General features: G+C 63.3%; 14 protein-coding genes. 12 read left to right on the top strand and 2 right to left on the bottom strand.

All coding sequences use genetic code 11. From position 1 onward, the window contains the following. Positions 1-25: 25 nt before the first annotated feature. From C7438_RS03885 to C7438_RS03840, 10 genes are all read left to right on the top strand, one after another. On the top strand, positions 26-955 hold the full coding sequence (locus tag C7438_RS03885; protein WP_121443983.1) for an ABC transporter permease: 930 nt from the start codon (positions 26-28) through the stop codon (positions 953-955). A gap of 6 nt (positions 956-961) precedes the next feature. Then, positions 962-1,906, top strand: a complete 945-nt coding sequence (locus C7438_RS03880; RefSeq protein WP_121443982.1) for an ABC transporter permease — start codon at positions 962-964, stop codon at positions 1,904-1,906. A gap of 12 nt (positions 1,907-1,918) precedes the next feature. After that, complete coding sequence (locus C7438_RS03875; RefSeq protein ID WP_121443981.1) at positions 1,919-2,986, top strand: ABC transporter ATP-binding protein; 1,068 nt, start codon at positions 1,919-1,921, stop codon at positions 2,984-2,986. Then, the gene (locus tag C7438_RS03870) at positions 2,983-3,939 is read left to right on the top strand and encodes an ABC transporter ATP-binding protein (RefSeq protein ID WP_121443980.1); all 957 of its coding nucleotides are present in this window, start codon (positions 2,983-2,985) and stop codon (positions 3,937-3,939) included. The genes C7438_RS03875 and C7438_RS03870 overlap by 4 nt, the downstream gene beginning before the upstream one ends. A gap of 55 nt (positions 3,940-3,994) precedes the next feature. After that, a complete protein-coding gene (locus C7438_RS03865) occupies positions 3,995-4,996 on the top strand; it encodes a zinc-binding dehydrogenase (protein ID WP_121443979.1) in 1,002 nt (333 codons plus the stop codon). Positions 4,997-5,238: 242 nt separating this feature from the next. Further along, positions 5,239-6,966 carry an ABC transporter substrate-binding protein gene (locus C7438_RS03860; protein ID WP_121443978.1) on the top strand — a complete coding sequence of 576 codons (1,728 nt, stop codon included), beginning with the start codon at positions 5,239-5,241 and terminating at the stop codon, positions 6,964-6,966. A 104-nt stretch (positions 6,967-7,070) separates the two neighbouring features. Further along, positions 7,071-8,039, top strand: coding sequence for an ABC transporter permease (locus C7438_RS03855; protein ID WP_121443977.1), 969 nt, complete (start codon positions 7,071-7,073; stop codon positions 8,037-8,039). A gap of 31 nt (positions 8,040-8,070) precedes the next feature. Continuing rightward, positions 8,071-9,012, top strand: a complete 942-nt coding sequence (gene opp4C, locus C7438_RS03850; protein ID WP_121443976.1) for an oligopeptide ABC transporter permease — start codon at positions 8,071-8,073, stop codon at positions 9,010-9,012. Positions 9,013-9,028: 16 nt separating this feature from the next. Further along, positions 9,029-10,003 (top strand): ABC transporter ATP-binding protein, encoded by a 975-nt coding sequence (locus C7438_RS03845; protein ID WP_121443975.1) that lies wholly within the window; start codon positions 9,029-9,031, stop codon positions 10,001-10,003. Next, on the top strand, positions 10,000-11,010 hold the full coding sequence (locus tag C7438_RS03840) for an ABC transporter ATP-binding protein (RefSeq protein WP_434963936.1): 1,011 nt from the start codon (positions 10,000-10,002) through the stop codon (positions 11,008-11,010). Before C7438_RS03845 ends, C7438_RS03840 begins: the two co-directional genes overlap by 4 nt. A gap of 46 nt (positions 11,011-11,056) precedes the next feature. Here C7438_RS03840 and C7438_RS03835 read toward each other — a convergent pair whose 3' ends face one another. Further along, entirely contained in the window at positions 11,057-11,599 is a 543-nt protein-coding gene (locus tag C7438_RS03835; protein WP_121443974.1) for a universal stress protein, read from the bottom strand. On the opposite strand from C7438_RS03835, the gene C7438_RS03830 reads away from it, so the two are divergent. Then, a complete protein-coding gene (locus C7438_RS03830; RefSeq protein ID WP_121443973.1) occupies positions 11,594-12,775 on the top strand; it encodes a LysR substrate-binding domain-containing protein in 1,182 nt (393 codons plus the stop codon). The two genes, C7438_RS03835 and C7438_RS03830, sit on opposite strands and share 6 nt — an antisense overlap. On the opposite strand, the gene C7438_RS03825 is transcribed toward C7438_RS03830, so the two are convergent. Beyond that, positions 12,686-13,756 carry a YeiH family protein gene (locus tag C7438_RS03825; protein WP_121443972.1) on the bottom strand — a complete coding sequence of 357 codons (1,071 nt, stop codon included), beginning with the start codon at positions 13,754-13,756 and terminating at the stop codon, positions 12,686-12,688. The genes C7438_RS03830 and C7438_RS03825 overlap by 90 nt on opposite strands. Positions 13,757-14,459: 703 nt before the next feature. Between C7438_RS03825 and C7438_RS03820 the strand changes: the two genes are divergently transcribed. Beyond that, positions 14,460-17,285 carry a valine--tRNA ligase gene (locus tag C7438_RS03820; protein WP_121443971.1) on the top strand — a complete coding sequence of 942 codons (2,826 nt, stop codon included), beginning with the start codon at positions 14,460-14,462 and terminating at the stop codon, positions 17,283-17,285. Positions 17,286-17,303 lie beyond the last annotated feature (18 nt).

The following is a 17,303-nucleotide window of genomic DNA, read 5'->3' as shown; positions in this document are numbered from 1 at the left end:
AGAACTTCGGAGGCGGTGCGGGACGATGCTGGCGTATACGTTTCGGCGCTTCATGTCCATGCTCTTTACGCTCTTCATCATCGCCACCCTCACGTTCTTCCTCGTCCACGCCCTTCCGGGCGGACCGTACAAGAACCCCGAAAAGCTCACGCCGGAGATCAAGCAGCTCTTCGACCGGAAGTACGGCCTGGACAAGCCCGTTGCCGTACAGTATGTGATGTACCTGGAGAACCTCCTTCAGGGGAATCTGGGGTACTCGTTCAAGTACGAAAACCAGACCGTCGACGAGATCATCGCCAGGAGTTTTCCGGTGTCTGCCCAAATCGGGCTCCAGGCCCTTCTCGTCGGACTTCCCGTAGGGCTCCTTTTTGGAGTCTTGGCGGCGCTCAACCGCGCGCGGGCGCTCGACTACGGCCTCGTGTTTTTGGCTGTTCTCGGAGTGTCGATTCCCAGCTTCGTGCTTGCAGGGTTTCTCCAGTACATCTTCGGGGTAAAGCTACGCGTCTTACCCGTCGCCCTCTGGGGGGGATTCGAGTATTCCATTCTTCCCACGCTCTCGCTTGCCGTAGGGGTTGTGGCCTTGGTCACCCGGCTCATGCGCACCTCGATGCTCGACGTTTTGGGGGCAGATTTCCTTCGGACCGCAGTGGCCAAGGGCTTGAGCCGGAGAACCGTAATTTGGCGTCACGCCCTGAGAAATGCCCTCCTTCCGATCGTGACGATTTTCGGTGTCCTCGTCGTCGACCTGATCACCGGATCGATCATCATCGAGCAGATCTTCAGCGTACCCGGCATCGGACAACATTACGTGACGTCGATCAACAACAACGACTACACCTTGGTCATGGGCCTCACCATCTTCTACAGCCTTCTTTTTGTCCTTGCAATCTTTTTCACGGACATCGCCTACGGGCTCGTCGATCCTCGGATACGCATCGCCGGACGGAAGGAGTGAACGGCATTGGGGGAATGGGGTACCGTTCTCTCCGAGGGACAGACATATGACGCCTCGCTCTTTCGCCCCCTCGCCCAAGAAGTAGACCGCGAAGAACTTGCCGGCCCTGCCCTCACCTTTTGGCAGGAAGTATGGCGGCGGCTGAGTCGAAACCCCGTCGCCCTCGCTTCCCTCGGGTTCCTTGTCCTCATGGTCGCATATGCCTTGCTCGTCCCCGCGCTTTCGCCCTACCGCGACGTCAACCTTGACCTCTCCAACGCACGTCTCGCTCCAAGTTGGGACCATCCTTTTGGGACGGATACGTTTGGCAGAGACCTCTTTTTCCGCGTCGCCCAAGGTGCGCGGATTTCCTTGTTCATCGCCTTTGCCGCGACGACGATCGACCTCCTCATCGGCGTGTTCTTGGGGGCTTTGGCGGGGCTCCGGGGCGGGGTTACGGACAGCGTGGTCATGCGCACGATCGAGGTCCTTTCGGGGGTTCCCTGGCTCATCATGGTGATCCTCCTCATGCTCTACCTGGGAAGTGGCCTCTTCACGATGATCGTCGCCATGGCGATCACGGGCTGGACGACGATGGCCCGGCTCGTCCGCGGACAAGTCCTCGCCTTGAAAAACCAGGAATTCGTCCTTGCGGCCCGAGCTTTGGGTGCTTCGACGTGGCGGATCCTTTGGCGCCACCTCTTTCCCAACGTTTTGGGGATTGTCGTCGTGCGCCTGACCATGAATATCCCTGCCGTGATCTTTACGGAGGCCGCCTTGAGCTTCATCGGCCTCGGGTTGCAGCCCCCCCTTGCCTCCTGGGGTGTCCTCGTAAACGACGGATGGCGTGTCCTCGAGATCCTTCCCTGGACCTTCTTCTTTCCGGCGTTGGCGATCACCTTGACCTCGCTCGCCTTCAACCTACTCGGCGACGCCCTCCGCGACGCCATCGATCCCCGGCTCCGGGTGTAAGGAGGGACCGCTATGCCGCAGACGTACGAGACAATTCACCCGAAAGAACCGCCCCTCGGATCTCGAGGGCCGCTTCTGCGCGTGGAAAATCTCACCGTGGACTTCCACACCTATGCGGGCGTCGTTCAGGCTGTGCGCGGGGTTTCTTTTGAGCTTGGGTACGGAGAGACGCTCGCCGTAGTCGGAGAATCGGGGAGCGGGAAGAGCGTGACCGCCCAGGCGATCCTTGGCCTTCTTCCCCGGCCACCGGCCCAGATCCGAAGCGGACGGATCCTCTTTGGCGGCAGGAATCTCCTCGAACTTGGTGAACGCGAGTGGGAAAACGTCCGCGGCCGCGAGATCGCCATGGTCTTTCAGGACCCCATGACCGCCCTCAACCCGACGATGACCATAGGTCGGCAGATCGCTGAAGGGTTCCAAAAGCACACCGGAGCGGGCGCGCGGGAGGCAGAAGAATGGGCGGTAGAGCTTCTCCGGCTCGTGGGCATCCCCCAACCGGAGGTCCGGGTACGCCAGTACCCCCACGAATTTTCCGGAGGAATGCGCCAACGGGTGGTCATCGCCATCGCCCTCGCCGCGCGTCCGAAGCTCATCATCGCTGACGAGCCTACCACGGCCTTGGACGTGACGATCCAGGCGCAAATCCTCGAACTTCTCATGGAGCTCAAGACGCGCTTCGGCACCTCCCTCATCCTCATCACCCACGACCTCGGTGTCGTCGCCCGCGTAGCCGATCGCGTGCTCGTGATGTACGCCGGCGAAGGGGTGGAGTGGGGGACTACCGAGGAGGTCTTTGCGGAAACGCGCCACCCATACACCTGGGGGCTTCTCAATTCCCTTCCCCGTCTGGACAAAGATCGACGGGAACCGCTCGTTTCCATCCCGGGAAGCCCTCCCAATCTCCTCAAGCCGCCTTCCGGATGCGCCTTCCATCCCCGTTGTCCTTTTGCCATGGAAATCTGTCGTCAGGCTTCGCCGCCTGAATATCGGTTTTCGCCGACGCACGGGGCCCGCTGCTTTCTCCACCACCCCGCGGCGCCGCGAATCGCCCCCGCCATTCAGGGAGGTGGTCAGGCGTGAGCCGGGTCCTTGTCGAGGTAAAGCACCTGAGCAAGTACTTCCACCTTCGGCGCGGCCAGGTCCTTCGGGCGGTGCACGATGTGAGCTTTGCGATTCGCGAAGGGGAGACCTTCGGCCTCGTCGGCGAGTCGGGGAGTGGGAAATCCACGGTGGGGAGGACCGTCCTTCGCCTTTACGACCGTACGGCGGGAGAGGTTCTCTTCGACGGCCGTGACGTCTTTGCTTTGCGCGGCCGCGACCTTCTCCGCTATCGGCGTGAGGCGCAGATGATCTTTCAGGACCCGTACGCCTCCCTGAATCCACGGATGATGGTGATGGACATCGTCGCCGAGGGGATCGACATTCACCGACTTGCCAATACTCCGGCGGAGCGGCGCGATCGCGTCTACGCCTTGCTTGAGGCCGTAGGTCTCACGCGCGAGCACGCCTTTCGCTTTCCGCACGAATTTTCCGGGGGACAACGGCAGCGAATCGGCATCGCCCGCGCCCTTGCCGTGGAACCCCGATTCATCGTCGCCGACGAGCCCATCTCCGCCCTCGACGTCTCCATCCAGGCTCAGATCGTAAACCTCCTCTACCGCCTCAAAGAGGAGCGCGGCCTTACGTACCTCTTCATCGCCCACGACCTTTCCATGGTTCGCTACCTCTCCGACCGCATTGGCGTGATGTACCTCGGGCACCTCGTAGAGGTCGCCCCGAGCGACGAACTCTACCGGAATCCTCTTCATCCCTACACGCGGGCCTTGCTCTCTGCGATCCCCGTTCCCGATCCGCGGGTGGAGCGCACGCGGGAGCGCATCGTCCTCTCGGGAGAAATTCCGAGCCCCCTCCATCCGCCCAGCGGCTGTCCGTTTCGCACGCGTTGTCCGCTGGCACAGCCGCGCTGCGCGGAGGAGCCCCCGCCGCTTCGCGAGGTCGCCCCTGGCCACTTCGTCGCCTGCCACTTCGTGTAAACGGGGGCGCAGTCTCGGACGCCTTTTGTCGTATTTCCGGTAAAGGGGTGATGGGATGCGAGCGTGGGTGTTTCGCGGCGCGCGGGTTCCCCTCGCGTGGGAAGAGGTTCCCCTTCCCGAACCCGGCCCCGGGGAAGTACGCGTTTGCCTTGCGGCGAGCGCCCTCAACCACAGGGATCTGTACTTTCTCGAAGGTTCGATGGAAGCCCGTCCCGGGACGATCCTCGGTTCTGACGGGGCGGGGGTGATTTGCGCCGTGGGCGAAGGCGTCCCTACATTTCGCATGGGCGAGCGCGTGTTTGTGGTGCCGAGCCTCGGCTGGCGCGACGCGTCTTCTGCCCCTCCTCCGGGGTTTCGCATCCTCGGCGTACCGGACAACGGGACCTTTGCCGAGGCCGTCGTCGTACCCCAAGAAAACGCCGTCCCCCTCCCTTGCGGCTTGACGTGGGAAGAGGCGGCGGCCCTCCCCCTCGCCTTCCTCACCGCATACCGCGCCCTCTTCACGCGTGCGGGACTCAAACCGGGGGAAGACCTTCTCATCACGGGGATCGGCGGCGGCGTAGCCTTGGCGGCGCTGCAGCTAGGTGTGGCTCAGGGCGCGCGGGTATGGGTCACCTCTCGGCACGAAGAAAAGCGGGCTCGCGCCTTTGCGCTCGGCGCGTCGGGAGCCTTTTCGAGCGCATCCTTCGCAGCCGACGTCCGGCGCGAGGCAGGCGGCGTCGATGTCGTCCTCGAAGCGGTGGGCGGGGCCACGTTTGCTGAGAGCCTCGCCTCCCTTCGGCCGGGCGGGCGCATCGTGACGTTTGCTGCCGCCTACGGAGGTGAAGTCCAGCTCGCCTTGCGCCCCTTCTTTTACGGACAGTACTCCCTCTTGGGGACGACGATGGGGTCCCTGGCGGAGTTTCACCGCTTGCTTGGGGAGTTCGTCGTCGGGCGCAGCGTGCGCCCGGTGATCGACCGAGTCTATCCTGCCGAACGTCTCCCTGAAGCCCTCGAACGCCTCGCCGCGGGCGAACATTTCGGGAAGATCGTCGTACGCTGGGGCGAGCCGCGCTGAACGCCAGCTCTTCTAGCCCCGCATGCGTGCGGAATCTTTTCGTCTTTGTCGAATTCCGGGAAATACGTCTCCTCCCCCCGGCTCAGCCGGGGGTTTTTTGTATCCTTCTTGTGAATTTGCGCTTTTGTCTTCTTGTGACAATGGTCACAATTGTTGCATATTCCTGCTTCGTCTGCTACAATCGCCGCAAGCGTTTCCACGCGCATACAGGGGGATTCGATCCGCACAAAGGAGGAGATGGCATGCGCCGCCTGTGGGGGATTTTTCTCGCGCTTGTGCTCGTGATGACCTTGTCCGTTGCGGGCTGCAGCAAAGGGGGCCCGCCGAGTTCGGAGAAGAAGCTCAAGCCCGAAGACCTGAAGATCGGCTACAACCCCGCTCCGGATCCGTCCAAGATTCCCGCGAAGTCCAAGGAACGCACGGATACGATTATCCTCGGCATGCAGGCACCGCAGGGGAAGTTCAACCCCGCGTACGTCGATTCCGCGTACGACGACTACGTGAACTCCTTGATTTTCGAAGCCCTGGGAAAGGTCGACAAGGACGGTTCCGTAGTCCCCGACGTGGCCACGTGGGAGATTCAAGACGGAGGCAAGACGTACGTCTTCCGCCTCAACCCCGAGGCGAAGTTCGCCGACGGAACGCCGATCACCGCTCGGGACGCGGAGTTCTACTTCTACATCACGCTCGATCCGACGTACGACGGCCCGGTCAACATGCTCTCCGCGAAGATCGTAGGGGCCAAGGAATACCACGAGGATAAGGAAGGGAAGGTAAAAGAAATTCGGGGCGTACAGGTACTTGACGAGCACACGCTGCGCGTAGAAGTCGAAGAGCCCTTGGCGATCACGATCAACTACCTCACCGTTCCGCTTCTTCCCAAGCACTACTACGGTAAGGATTTCCAAAAGGGCGATCTGTCCAAGGTGAAAGAACTTCTCTCGAAACCCCTTGGGAGCGGCCCTTACAAGCTCGAGAAGTTCGTCCCTGACCAGGAAGTGCGCCTCGTCGCTAACGAGAACTACTGGCGCAAGGACAAGATGCCCAAGATGAAGACGGTGATCGTCAAACCGACCACCCAGGAAACCAACCTCCAACTCCTCGGAGCCGGGGACACGGACTTTGAAGAAGGGATCACCGTCAACCGCGATAACCTCGAAGCGCTTCTCGACTACGGGTTCCTCGACATTAACCTCCTCCTCAACAACGGATTCGGTTACATCTCCGTAAACCACAACAACGAGATTCTCAAGGACAAACGCGTGCGTCAGGCGCTCCTCTACGGCCTCGACCGCAAGGCCGTCGTCCAAGGCGCCTTCCAGGGATTTGCCGAGGTAATCGACGTTCCCCAGACCAAGGTATCTTGGGGGTACCCGGACGAGGCGGGACTCACCCACTACGACTACAACCTCGACAAGGCCAAGCAGCTTCTCGAAGAAGCCGGGTGGAAGATGGGTTCGGACGGGTATCGCTACAAGGACGGGAAGAAGCTCGAATTCCACTACGTCGCTTCGCATCCGAACCCCGTAAACCAGGTCCTCGTCCCCTTGGCAAAGGAGAGCTACAAGACCCTCGGCATAGACCTCGTCGTCGACCAGCTCGACTTCAACGCGATGATCGAGAAGATGAACAAGGGAGACTACGACCTCGCCTTCCTCGCCGTCGGCCTCGGGAACGATCCGGACCCGTACTCCCTCTTCCACACGAACGGGGCGCGGAACAAGCAGATGTACCACTACTCGAACCCCGAGGTCGACAAGCTCATCGACGAGGGCCGCCGGGAGTTCGACAAGCAGAAGCGCAAGGAGATCTACAACAAGCTCTACAAACTCCTAAACGAAGAAGTCCCGATCCTCTACGTTTACCAGCGCTACAACCTGAATACTTGGAACGCCCGCCTCACGGGCTTTGACATCACGCCCTTCTACGACTTCACGAACTCCCTGCCCCAAGTGCACGTAAAAGAGTGACTTTGATACTTAGGGAGTTCGGGGCGCCGCGTGCCCGAAATCCGGGCGTGCGGCGCCCTTTGCCCTCACGTCGAGTTTTGGGTGAAAAAGGAAGGTGTGCGCCAATGTGGCGCTACGTCGTGCGCCGACTCCTCGAAAGCATCCCCACGTTCATCGGCGCCTCCATCGTGATCTTTCTTGCCTACTCCCTTGCCCCCGGGGACGTCTTTACCTCGCGGATCCTGAATGACACAAACATTACGCCCGAGAGGATTGCGGAACTCCGTGCCCTCTACGGCCTCGACCAGCCGCTTTACCTCCGCTACCTTCACTGGATGGGTCAGGTTTTGCGGGGGGACCTCGGCATCTCCTACATGTTTCAAAAGCCGGTTACGGAAGTGATTCAAACGTTTATGTGGAATTCCTTCCTCATCGCCGCTACGGTGATGTTCTTCGAATGGCTGTTTGCCCTGTTCATCGGCTTTTTTTCCGCCCTAAAACAATACAGTTGGTTCGATTCCCTCGTCACGCTCTTCGTCTACGCTACGATGTCCTTTCCCTCGTTTTTCCTCGGCCTTCTCCTTCTCAAGTGGCTCGCCGTGGACATCCCCATCTTTCCCTTGGGCGGGATGACGACGACGGGTTCGGACTTTACGGGGTGGGAGCACATTTTGGACGTGGCCCACCACATGGTCCTTCCGGTGCTTACGCTCACGCTTCTCAGCATCGGCGGCCTCACGCGCTACGTTCGGGCCAACGTCCTCGAGGTGATCCGTCAGGACTTCGTGCGTACGGCACGGGCGAAGGGCCTTCGGGAGCGCATCGTCCTTCAGAAGCACGTCTTCCGCAACGTGCTCCTCCCCCTCATCACCCTTTTCACCCTCGAACTCCCCGGCCTCTTCGCCGGGGCGATGATCACGGAGCAGATCTTCAACTGGCCGGGGATCGGCAAGGTAGCCCTAAGCGGGGTATACAACCGGGATTACCCGCTCGTCATGGGGTTTACCCTCTTTCTCGCCGTTCTCACGATCCTCGCGAACATCCTCGCCGACGTCCTCTACGGCGTAGCCGATCCGCGCGTACGCCACAGATAGACAATCCGACGAGTCGCAGGAGGGAGTGCACATGGACGGGCGTGGGGAGGAAACACGCGTAGGGGGACACCCGCCGTCGAAGGGCCGCAGGCGCCACCGTTCGCAGTGGGGAGACGTGTTCGCACGCCTCATCCGAAACCCCCGTGCGATTGTGGGAATTTCCCTCCTCGTCTTTATGTTCCTTTTCGCCTTTGTCGGTCCGCTTCTCTCCCCGTATGCCGGAGCAAAGGCGGACGTTTCCCAGGGGAACCGTCCGCCCAGTGCCGAACACTGGTTGGGCACCGACAACCTTGGTCGGGACGTCCTCCTTCGCCTCATGGAGGGTGGGAGGATTTCGCTCACCGTGGGGATCATCGCCACAGCCATCCTCGTCGCCATCGGGACTACCGTGGGTCTCCTCGCGGGGTTTTACGGGGGCTGGACGGACACCTTGCTCATGCGCCTCGTGGACATCCTCTTCGCCTTGCCCGCCCTTCCCCTCTTCATCACAGTAGGCGCGGTTCTTTCCGACCTCAAGTTCCCTCCCGAAAAGCGCATCTTTGTCCTCATGCTTCTCATCGGCGGCCTCAGTTGGATGGGGTTGGCCCGTCTGGTCCGAAGCCAGGTACTGAGCCTGCGGGAGCAGGAGTTCATGCTCGCCACCGAAGTTTTGGGCCTTTCCGATCGGCGGAAGCTCCTGCATCACCTTCTTCCCAACGTTGCCGCGACGATCATCGTGAGCGGCACCCTCGCCGTCGCTGGGGCGATTGTCGTCGAGTCGGCGTTGAGCTTTCTCGGCCTTGGGGTGATCCCGCCGACGCCTTCCTGGGGGCAGATGCTCTCCGCCGCCAATAACCTCATCGACTTCAAAAAGAGGCCGTGGCTTTGGATCCCTCCCGGCGTAGCGATTCTCGTTACGGTGCTCGCGATCAACATCCTTGGCGACGCCCTGCGCGACACGTTGGACCCCCGCACGCAGCGTCGGGTGCGGTAGGAGAAGGAGGCCGACGATGACGCAGCCACTCGTGGACGTTCGGGACCTGCGCGTGCACTTCTTTACGCCGGAAGGCGTGGTGAAGGCCGTCGACGGGGTGAGCTTCACCGTCGAGCGCGGACAGACGGTGAGCTTGGTCGGTGAGTCCGGAAGTGGAAAGAGCATGACGGCCCTATCCTTCCTTCGGTTGATCGACCCTCCTGGGAAGATCGTAGGCGGAGAAATCCTCTTTAAAGGACGCGAACTCGTCCGGCTTCCGGAACGGGAGCTCCGCCGAATCCGCGGAGGAGAAATCGGATTCGTCTTTCAAGAGCCGATGACCGCCCTCAACCCCGTCCTCCCTGTCGGCGAACAAATCGCGGAAGCCCTGCTCGCCCACACCCTTTTTGACCGCAAGGAGGCGTGGGAGAGGGCGGTGGAACTTTTGCGGCAGGTGGGGATCCCGCGGCCGGAAGGCGTGGTGAGCTCGTACCCCCACGAACTTTCGGGCGGCATGCGTCAACGGGTGGGGATCGCCATCGCCATCGCAAACAACCCGGATCTCGTGATCGCCGACGAGCCGACGACCGCCCTGGACGTGACAATCCAGGCGCAGATTCTCGACCTCCTCCGTACCTTGCGCGAGGAACGAAACATGGCCCTCCTCCTCATCACCCACGACCTCGGAGTCGTGGCCGAGATGGCGGACTATGTACTCGTCATGTACGCGGGGCGCATCGTGGAAGCGGGACCTGTGGAGGCGATTTTCGACGATCCTCGCCATCCCTACACCCGTGGACTGTTGCGCGCAAAGCCGGTGATCGGCCGGCGCGAGCGCCGCCTCTACGCGATTCCCGGACAGGTTCCCAACCTCCTCAATCTTCCCCCGGGTTGCGCCTTTTTCGACCGCTGCACCTTCCGCATGCCGCATTGCCGCACCGTTTTCCCACCCTACGTCGAGGTGGGCCCGGGGCACTTCGTCGCCTGTCACCTGGAGGTGAAGGAGGCGTGACGCTCGCGCAACCCGACGCGACCGCTTTGTCGCCTGGGAAGGATTTCCTCGTCGTTGCCGACGGCCTTCGTGTCTACTTCCCCATCCTCGGAGGGATTCTCCGCCGTCCCGTAGGGTACGTTCGGGCGGTAGACGGCGTGGACATTCGCATTCGACAGGGGTCGGTCCTCGGCCTCGTAGGCGAATCGGGAAGCGGTAAGTCTACCGTGGGCAGGGCGCTCCTCCGCCTCGTCCCTAAAACGGAAGGCTCCGTCTTCTACCGCGGAAGGGACGTGTACGCCCTGGGGCGGCGCGAACTCCGGAGCCTTCGACCGAAGATGCAAATGGTGTTTCAAGATCCGTTCAGTTCCCTCAACCCCAAGATGCGAGTAGGAGACGCAATTGCCGAGCCCTTGCTCGAGCACGGGTTGGCCGCACCCGGGGACGTGCGGGCGCAGGTGGAAGAAGTTCTCGCGCGGGTAGGGTTGGAGCCCGAGCACTACGACCGCTATCTCCACGAGTTTTCTGGGGGACAACGCCAGCGCATCGGGATCGCCCGCGCGCTGGCGCTTCGGCCCGAGTTCATCGTGCTCGACGAGCCCGTTTCCGCCCTCGACGTCTCCGTACAGGCGCAGATTTTGAACCTCCTCATGGACCTCAAGGAGACGTTGGGGCTCACGTACCTCTTCATTTCCCACGATTTGAGTGTCGTGGAGTTCATGAGCGACGACGTGGCGGTGATGTATCTCGGGAAGATCGTGGAGTTCGCCCCGCGCGAGGAGCTCTTTGCCCGTCCGCTCCACCCGTATACGAAGGCGCTTCTTTCTGCCGTCCCCGTCCCGGATCCGCGGGCTCGGCGTACGCGCGAACGCATCCTCCTCAAGGGGGACATCCCGAATCCCGCCGATCCTCCGGGTGGCTGCCCCTTCCATACCCGCTGTCCGTTTGCGGAAAAGCGCTGTGCGGAGGAACCTCCGGCCTTCCGGGAAGTCACCCCCGGCCACTTCGTCGCTTGCCACCTCGTCTGACGGACGGAGAGACCGTAGCCCGAGAACGGGGAAGGCCTTCAAGGGGTCACGAAATCCCGGACGTCCCCCGGACGACGGTGACGGGAAGGTGGGAGCGGCGGAGGACTTCCTCGGCGACGCTGCCGAGGAGGAGCCTACCCAATCCCGAACGTCCCGTGTTTCCCATAAAGATGGCGTTGGCATCGACGTGTGTCGCCGTACGCAGGATTCCGTCCACGATGTTTCCGCGCGCCACCCAGAGCCGAACCTGGGTGCCTTTTTGCGCGGCTGCGCGGGCGAGGAGGTACAGCCCGCGAATCCCCTGGACGGCGTGCCCTTCCAGGGGGATTTCGTGTAGGCGCCCCTCATCTTCGGGAAGGGGTTCGGGGTCTCCTTCGCCGTCCGGATCGACGTACACGGCGTGAAGGCGGGAGCCGAGGACGACGCCCAGGGCGAGGGCGTAGCCGGCGGCGGCGAGGGAGGGGGGTGAGCCGTCTAGGGCTACGAGAAGGGTACGAGGGGGGGTCGCCGAGCTCAAGAGAGCCTCTTCGTCGGATCCGGAAGGACCTTCTGGGCGGCGAGAGAGAGGACGGTCCTTCGGGTCGTGCATAGCTTTCCCTCCTTGCGCTACGATCGAATCTACGAGGTCGGTTTCCTCTGTCCTCGGACGACTCCCCGAAATTCCGAGGCGTTTGCGACGCAAAAGGAGCAGGGAGGCCGGGGGACGATGCTCCTCGACGAGGTGGACTTCCGTACGTTGCGCGTCTTTCTCGAGGTTGCCGCCACGGGGAGCATGAGCCGGGCGGCGCAAGCCCTCTATCTCGCTCCGTCTACGGTGAGCGAAGCCGTACGTCAGCTCGAGGGCGCCTTGGGCGTACGCCTCTTCGTCCGCGGCACCCGCGGCGTAGCGCTCACGAAAGCGGGTGAAGCGTGGGCGACCCACGTCCGGGACATCCTCGAGCGCTGGGATGCCGCTTTAGGCGAACTTTCTTCCGAAGCTCGCGACGACCTTTCCGGGGTGCTTTCTCTCGCGGCGAGCCGGACGGTCGGCGAATACCTCTTGCCCCGAATTCTCCCGGGTTTTCTCACCCGTCATCCCGGGATAGACGTACGCCTTCTCCTCGGAAATACGGAAGAGGCCATCCTCGCCCTCGAACGGCGCGAAGCGGTTGGCGCTCTCGTCGAAGGCGACGTGCCGCCTCGACCGACCTTGCGCAAGGTTCCCGTGCTCCTCGACGTCCTCACCTTTGCCGCACCCGTAGGTGGTCGCGAGATTTGCGCGGCATGCCGGTGTTTTTCCGAAGCGGGCGGTTTGCGCCTCCGAAGGCGGAACGCCGCCTGCAGGACTTGGAAGGAGGACGACGCCTGTGGAGTTCTCGCTCGGGCGCGTTGGCTCGTGCGCGAACCGGGTTCGGGAACGCGGGCGCTCACGGAAGGCCTGTGGCAGGCGCTGGGCATCCTTCCCGTTCAAACGCTCACTTTGGGGAGTATGCACGCCATCCTCGAAGGGGTCGCGGCGGGTCTCGGCGTTGCCCTCCTCCCCGAGCGGGTCCTCGCTTCCTCCACGGTGCGCGTCGCGGCGTGTAGGCCGCTTACGGGGCCTTTGGCGCCCCGCTTCGTCCGGCGCTTTCACCTCGTCACGCGGCTCGGGGAGGGAAACCTCCTCCTCTCCGCCTTTGCCCGTGCGGTGCGAGCCTCAGCGGAGGAGGAGCGAGACGAGGAGGCCATCTACGAGGACGAGGAACACGCTCGCGAGGGCTCCGACGGCAAAGGCCCGATACCCTAGGCGGCGAAGCGTGACGAAGTCCGCGCTCAGGCCAATGGCCGTCATGGCGGTGGTGAGGAGGAAGGAGGCGAGGTCGATCGTCCCCTGGCGAAGGGAGGGCGGTACGGGAACGAAGCTCCCGAGAAGGGCGACGGCGAGAAACCCCAAGACGAACCAAGGGAAGGGCGGCCGCGCGCGCGTCTTGCCGGGAGAACCCGGCGGGGTCGTTTTTTCGCGCCAGAAAAGTCCGATGCCCAGGGCGATGGGTACGAGGAGCGCGACGCGGGTCAACTTGACGAGGAGCGCGTCGTTCGTCACCGTAGGACCGAAGGGGTAGGCCGCGGCGACGACGTGGGCCACTTCGTGCAACGTGGCGCCGAGGAAGGTTCCTCGTCCGAGATCTGTCCAGGGAATCGCGGGGAGCACGAGGAGGTCGAACACGGTGAAGATCGTACCGAGGAAGGCCACGCTCGCCACGGCTGCGGCCGTTTCGCTTTCGTTTGCCCTGAGCTGAGGGGCAACGGCGAGGACGGCGGCGGCGCCGCACACCGACACGCCGCTCGCCGTGAGGACTCCGAGCCGCCGCTCGAGGGTGAAGCGTCGGGCGAGGGCGAGGGTCGTTCCGAAGGCGAAGGCGATGGACGTCAGCGCGAGAAGGAGGGGGAGAACCCCGAGCCCGAGGATGTCCCCGAGGGTAAGGCGCATCCCGAGGAGGACGATCCCGACGCGGAGGAGGCGCTGGGCGGCAAACCGGATTCCGGAAAAGGCGCCTGCGGGTACGTCCATGAGCTCCCGCCACGCCATGCCCACGAGAATGGCGAGGACCATGGGGCCTAGGACCTTAAATCCCGGGAGGTTGGCGAGGAGGAGGGACAGGTAGGCGAGGAGGAGGGCGAGGACGAGTCCTTGGAGGAATCCTCGGGCGTTCTTGAGGCGCGCCCGAAAGGATCGAGGGACGGGGGCGCGGTCGTCCTTCGTGACCCCCGACACGGCTTGGGACATCGGGCACACCTCCTGTGGGGTTTTTGCGTTTCCATCCTACCGGTGCCACGGAGCTTCGGCGTTCGCATCTTCCGAACGGAGTGCGGGGAGCTGGCGAAAGCCGCCCGAGAGGTTCGAGATGCAAACAAAGAAACGCCGCTTCTCTGCATTGGGAGTGGGGGACAGGAGAGCCACGCGGGAGCCGGCCAGCTCCTTTGACTGGCGGGCGGAAAATGCGTAAGATGAAAGGCGAAAAACTTCGTTCTCGAACGCGAGGATGGGGAGGAGTACCCGGGAAAAGGGCCCGCACAGAGAGGGGTTCCCGCGGCTGAAAGGACCCCCGGGTCGGCCCGGCGAAGGTGGCCCCGGAGCGGCACCGCGAAGCCCGGGAAGCGGTTCGGAGAACGCCCGAGGTTTCCCGAACCCGCTTCGGGTGGTAAGGGAATGCCGGTTGGCCCCGTTATCGGCCGAGGAGAGCGCCCGCGTTTGCGCGATAGGACGTGCGCCGGTCGCGATTTCCGTCTGGACCGAAGCGCACGAACCTGCAGAGCGCGGGCGAAGAAAGGTGGTACCGCGAAGACGGGGGTCTTCGTCCTTTCAGGGACGGGCCCCCTTTTTGCGCGTTCCCCGCGCCCCACGCCGTGCCCGGGCGTATGCGGACGTGCCCAGCGGGAAGCACGGTGCGCCGTGGGGCGCAAACGTCAGACCGAGGAGGGACGGTTCGATGGCGAAGGAACCGGAGAGTCAAATCTCCGAAGAAGGGGGAAACGCGGGTTCTTCTCACCCGCAAGACGCGCCTGCATCGGCGCTTCCCAAGACCTACAACCCTCGGGAGATCGAGCCCAAGTGGGCGGAGTTTTGGCACCGCCACGGACTCTTCACCCCCGTGGGCGGCGAGGAGCGCAAGACGTTTTCCGTCGTGATCCCGCCACCCAACGTGACGGGATCGCTGCACCTCGGCCACGCCCTAAACAGCACGCTCCAGGACATCTACGTCCGCTACCATCGGATGCTGGGGTACGATGCGCTTTGGCTTCCGGGAATGGACCACGCCGGCATCGCCACGCAGGTCGTCGTGGAGCGTCGCCTCGCCCAGGAGGGGCTCACGCGCCACGACCTTGGGCGCGAGAAGTTTCTCGAGCGTGTCTGGTCGTGGAAGGAGGAATACGCGGAGCGGATTCGCAGCCAATGGCGCAAGCTCGGCCTCTCCGTAGACTTCACGCGCGAACGGTTTACCCTCGACGAGGGGTACGTGCGGGCGATCCGCGAGGTGTTCGTCCGCCTCTACGAAGAAGGGCTCATCTACCGAGCACCGTACATCGTCCACTGGGATCCCGTAGCCCAGACCGTCCTCTCCGACTTGGAGGTCATCTACAAGGAAGTCGAAGGCAAGCTCTACTACGTGCGCTACCCCCTCGCCGACGGGTCCGGACACATCGTCGTGGCTACCACGCGGCCGGAGACGATGCTCGGCGACGTGGCGATAGCCGTTCACCCCGAGGACGAACGCTACCGCAAGCTCGTGGGCAAGGAGGCGATCCTCCCCCTCGTCGGGCGACGCCTCCCGATCCTTGCCGATGACGCGGTCGACCCCGAGTTCGGGACGGGTGCGGTGAAGATCACCCCGGCACACGACCCGTTGGACTTCGAGATCGGCCGCCGCCACGGCCTCGAGGCCGTCGTGGTCATCGATTCCTACGGTCGGATGAACGAAAACGCTGGCCCGTACCGCGGTCTTGACCGCTTTGCCTGTCGGGAAAAGATCGCCGAAGACCTCGCCCGCGAGGGCTACTTGGAAAAGGTCGAACGTCACGTCCACGCCGTTGGGCACTCGCAGCGCACGGACGCCGTGGTCGAACCCTACCTGTCCACGCAGTGGTTTGTCCGCATGAAGCCCCTGGCCGAACGCGCCCTTGCCGCCCTTCGCGAGGGGCGGGGGCCGCGGTTCGTCCCGGAGCGCTTCGAGAAGATCTACGTCCACTGGCTGGAAAACGTGCGGGACTGGGTGATTTCCCGCCAACTCTGGTGGGGGCACCGGATTCCGGCGTGGTACTGCGAGGACTGCGGGGCGACGACCGTGTCCCGCGAAGACGTCCACACGTGTCCGGTGTGCGGAAGCCCGCGCGTGCGTCAGGAAGAAGACGTGTTGGACACGTGGTTTAGCTCCGCCCTCTGGCCTTTCGTGACGCTCGGGTGGCCGGAGGAAACGGAAGACCTCCAGCGCTTCTACCCTGCCGACCTTCTGGTTACAGGCCACGACATCCTCTTTTTCTGGGTGGCGCGCATGGTCTTCATGGCGCTTCCCTTTACCGGAAAGGTTCCGTTCCGCGACGTCTATCTCCACGGGCTCATTCGCGACGAGGAAGGGCGTAAGATGTCCAAGTCCGTGGGGAACGTGGTGGACCCGCTCGAGGTGGTCGACACGTACGGCGCCGACGCCCTCCGCTTCATGCTTTCCACGGGCGTCGCTCCCGGGCAGGACATGCGTTTCCGCTGGGATCGCGCAGAGGCGGCACGAAACTTTGCCAACAAGATCTGGAACGCCACGCGCTTCGTCCTCATGAACCTGGGCAACGAAGACCTTCCCTTCGACCTCGCCTCTCCCGAAGGGATTCTTGAGTTTGCCGCCGCCCGGACGACCTTTGCGCCGGAGGACCGCTGGATCCTCCACCGCCTTGCGGAGACCGCCGAACGCGTCACGGAGCTCCTCGAACGGTACGAGGTCGGCGAGGCGGGTCGCGCCCTCTATGACTTTCTTTGGGACGAGTTTTGCGATTGGTACGTGGAACTCGCCAAGGGACCGATATACGATGGCCCGCCGGAGGCGCGGAGGCGCGTGCGGGCGATCCTCGCTTTCGTCCTCGACCACGCGTTCCGCCTCCTCCACCCGTTCATGCCCTTCCTCACGGAGGAACTCTGGCAAAAGCTTCCCCATACGTCCCGGGTTGCGCCCGTCCTTCCGCACCCTTCCCGTGTCACGAGCCTCGTCCTCGCCCCTTGGCCGACCACGGCGGGGGTTACGCTGGAGGCCTTCCGCGCCGATGCGGACGTCTCGCTCCTCGGGCGCTTCCAGGAGATCGTCCGCCTCGTCCGCAACCTCCGCGCCGAGGTAGGGGTGCCGCCGCAGACCAAGATCCCCCTGCACGTGCGCGTGGACGCCGAAGAGGCGTCGGTTGTCTTCCGCACCTTTGCCGGGGCTTTCGAACGCCTCGCCCGAGCAGAACTCGTTCGGGTGGGGCGCGACGTGAAGCGCCCGCCTACCTCGCTCACCCTCGTGTTTTCCGGCGGGGAGGGGTACGTCCCCTTGGAGGACCTCGTGGACCTCGACTCGGAAATCGCTCGACTTCGCCGCGAACTCGACCGCCTGGACGGCGAACTCGAGCGCGTGCGGCGAAAGCTCCTCAACCCAGACTTCACCGCCCGCGCGCCGGAAGAGGTCGTGTCCAAGGAACGTGCCAAGGAGGCGGAGTACCGCGAGCTCCGGGAACGCGTGCGTTCGCGCCTCGAGGAACTCACCCGTGCGGCGAGCGAGCGGCGAAAGAAATCCTAAATCCTGGGCGAAAAGGGG

The sequence above is a fragment of the Brockia lithotrophica genome (assembly GCF_003633725.1).
Classification (GTDB): Bacteria; Bacillota; Bacilli; order Thermicanales; family DSM-22653; genus Brockia; species Brockia lithotrophica.
This window is presented reverse-complemented; position numbering and strand designations above follow the sequence as displayed.

What these genes read in the sequence shown, in the direction of transcription:
- C7438_RS03885 (WP_121443983.1), top strand. Translation starts at nt 26, where the DNA reads ATGCTGGCGTATACGTTTCGGCGCTTCATGTCCATGCTCTTTACGCTC.
- C7438_RS03875 (WP_121443981.1), top strand. Translation starts at nt 1,919, where the DNA reads ATGCCGCAGACGTACGAGACAATTCACCCGAAAGAACCGCCCCTCGGA.
- C7438_RS03865 (WP_121443979.1), top strand. Translation starts at nt 3,995, where the DNA reads ATGCGAGCGTGGGTGTTTCGCGGCGCGCGGGTTCCCCTCGCGTGGGAA.
- C7438_RS03860 (WP_121443978.1), top strand. Translation starts at nt 5,239, where the DNA reads ATGCGCCGCCTGTGGGGGATTTTTCTCGCGCTTGTGCTCGTGATGACC.
- C7438_RS03855 (WP_121443977.1), top strand. Translation starts at nt 7,071, where the DNA reads ATGTGGCGCTACGTCGTGCGCCGACTCCTCGAAAGCATCCCCACGTTC.
- opp4C (WP_121443976.1), top strand. Translation starts at nt 8,071, where the DNA reads ATGGACGGGCGTGGGGAGGAAACACGCGTAGGGGGACACCCGCCGTCG.
- C7438_RS03845 (WP_121443975.1), top strand. Translation starts at nt 9,029, where the DNA reads ATGACGCAGCCACTCGTGGACGTTCGGGACCTGCGCGTGCACTTCTTT.
- C7438_RS03835 (WP_121443974.1), bottom strand. Translation starts at nt 11,599, where the DNA reads ATGCACGACCCGAAGGACCGTCCTCTCTCTCGCCGCCCAGAAGGTCCT.
- C7438_RS03825 (WP_121443972.1), bottom strand. Translation starts at nt 13,756, where the DNA reads ATGTCCCAAGCCGTGTCGGGGGTCACGAAGGACGACCGCGCCCCCGTC.
- C7438_RS03820 (WP_121443971.1), top strand. Translation starts at nt 14,460, where the DNA reads ATGGCGAAGGAACCGGAGAGTCAAATCTCCGAAGAAGGGGGAAACGCG.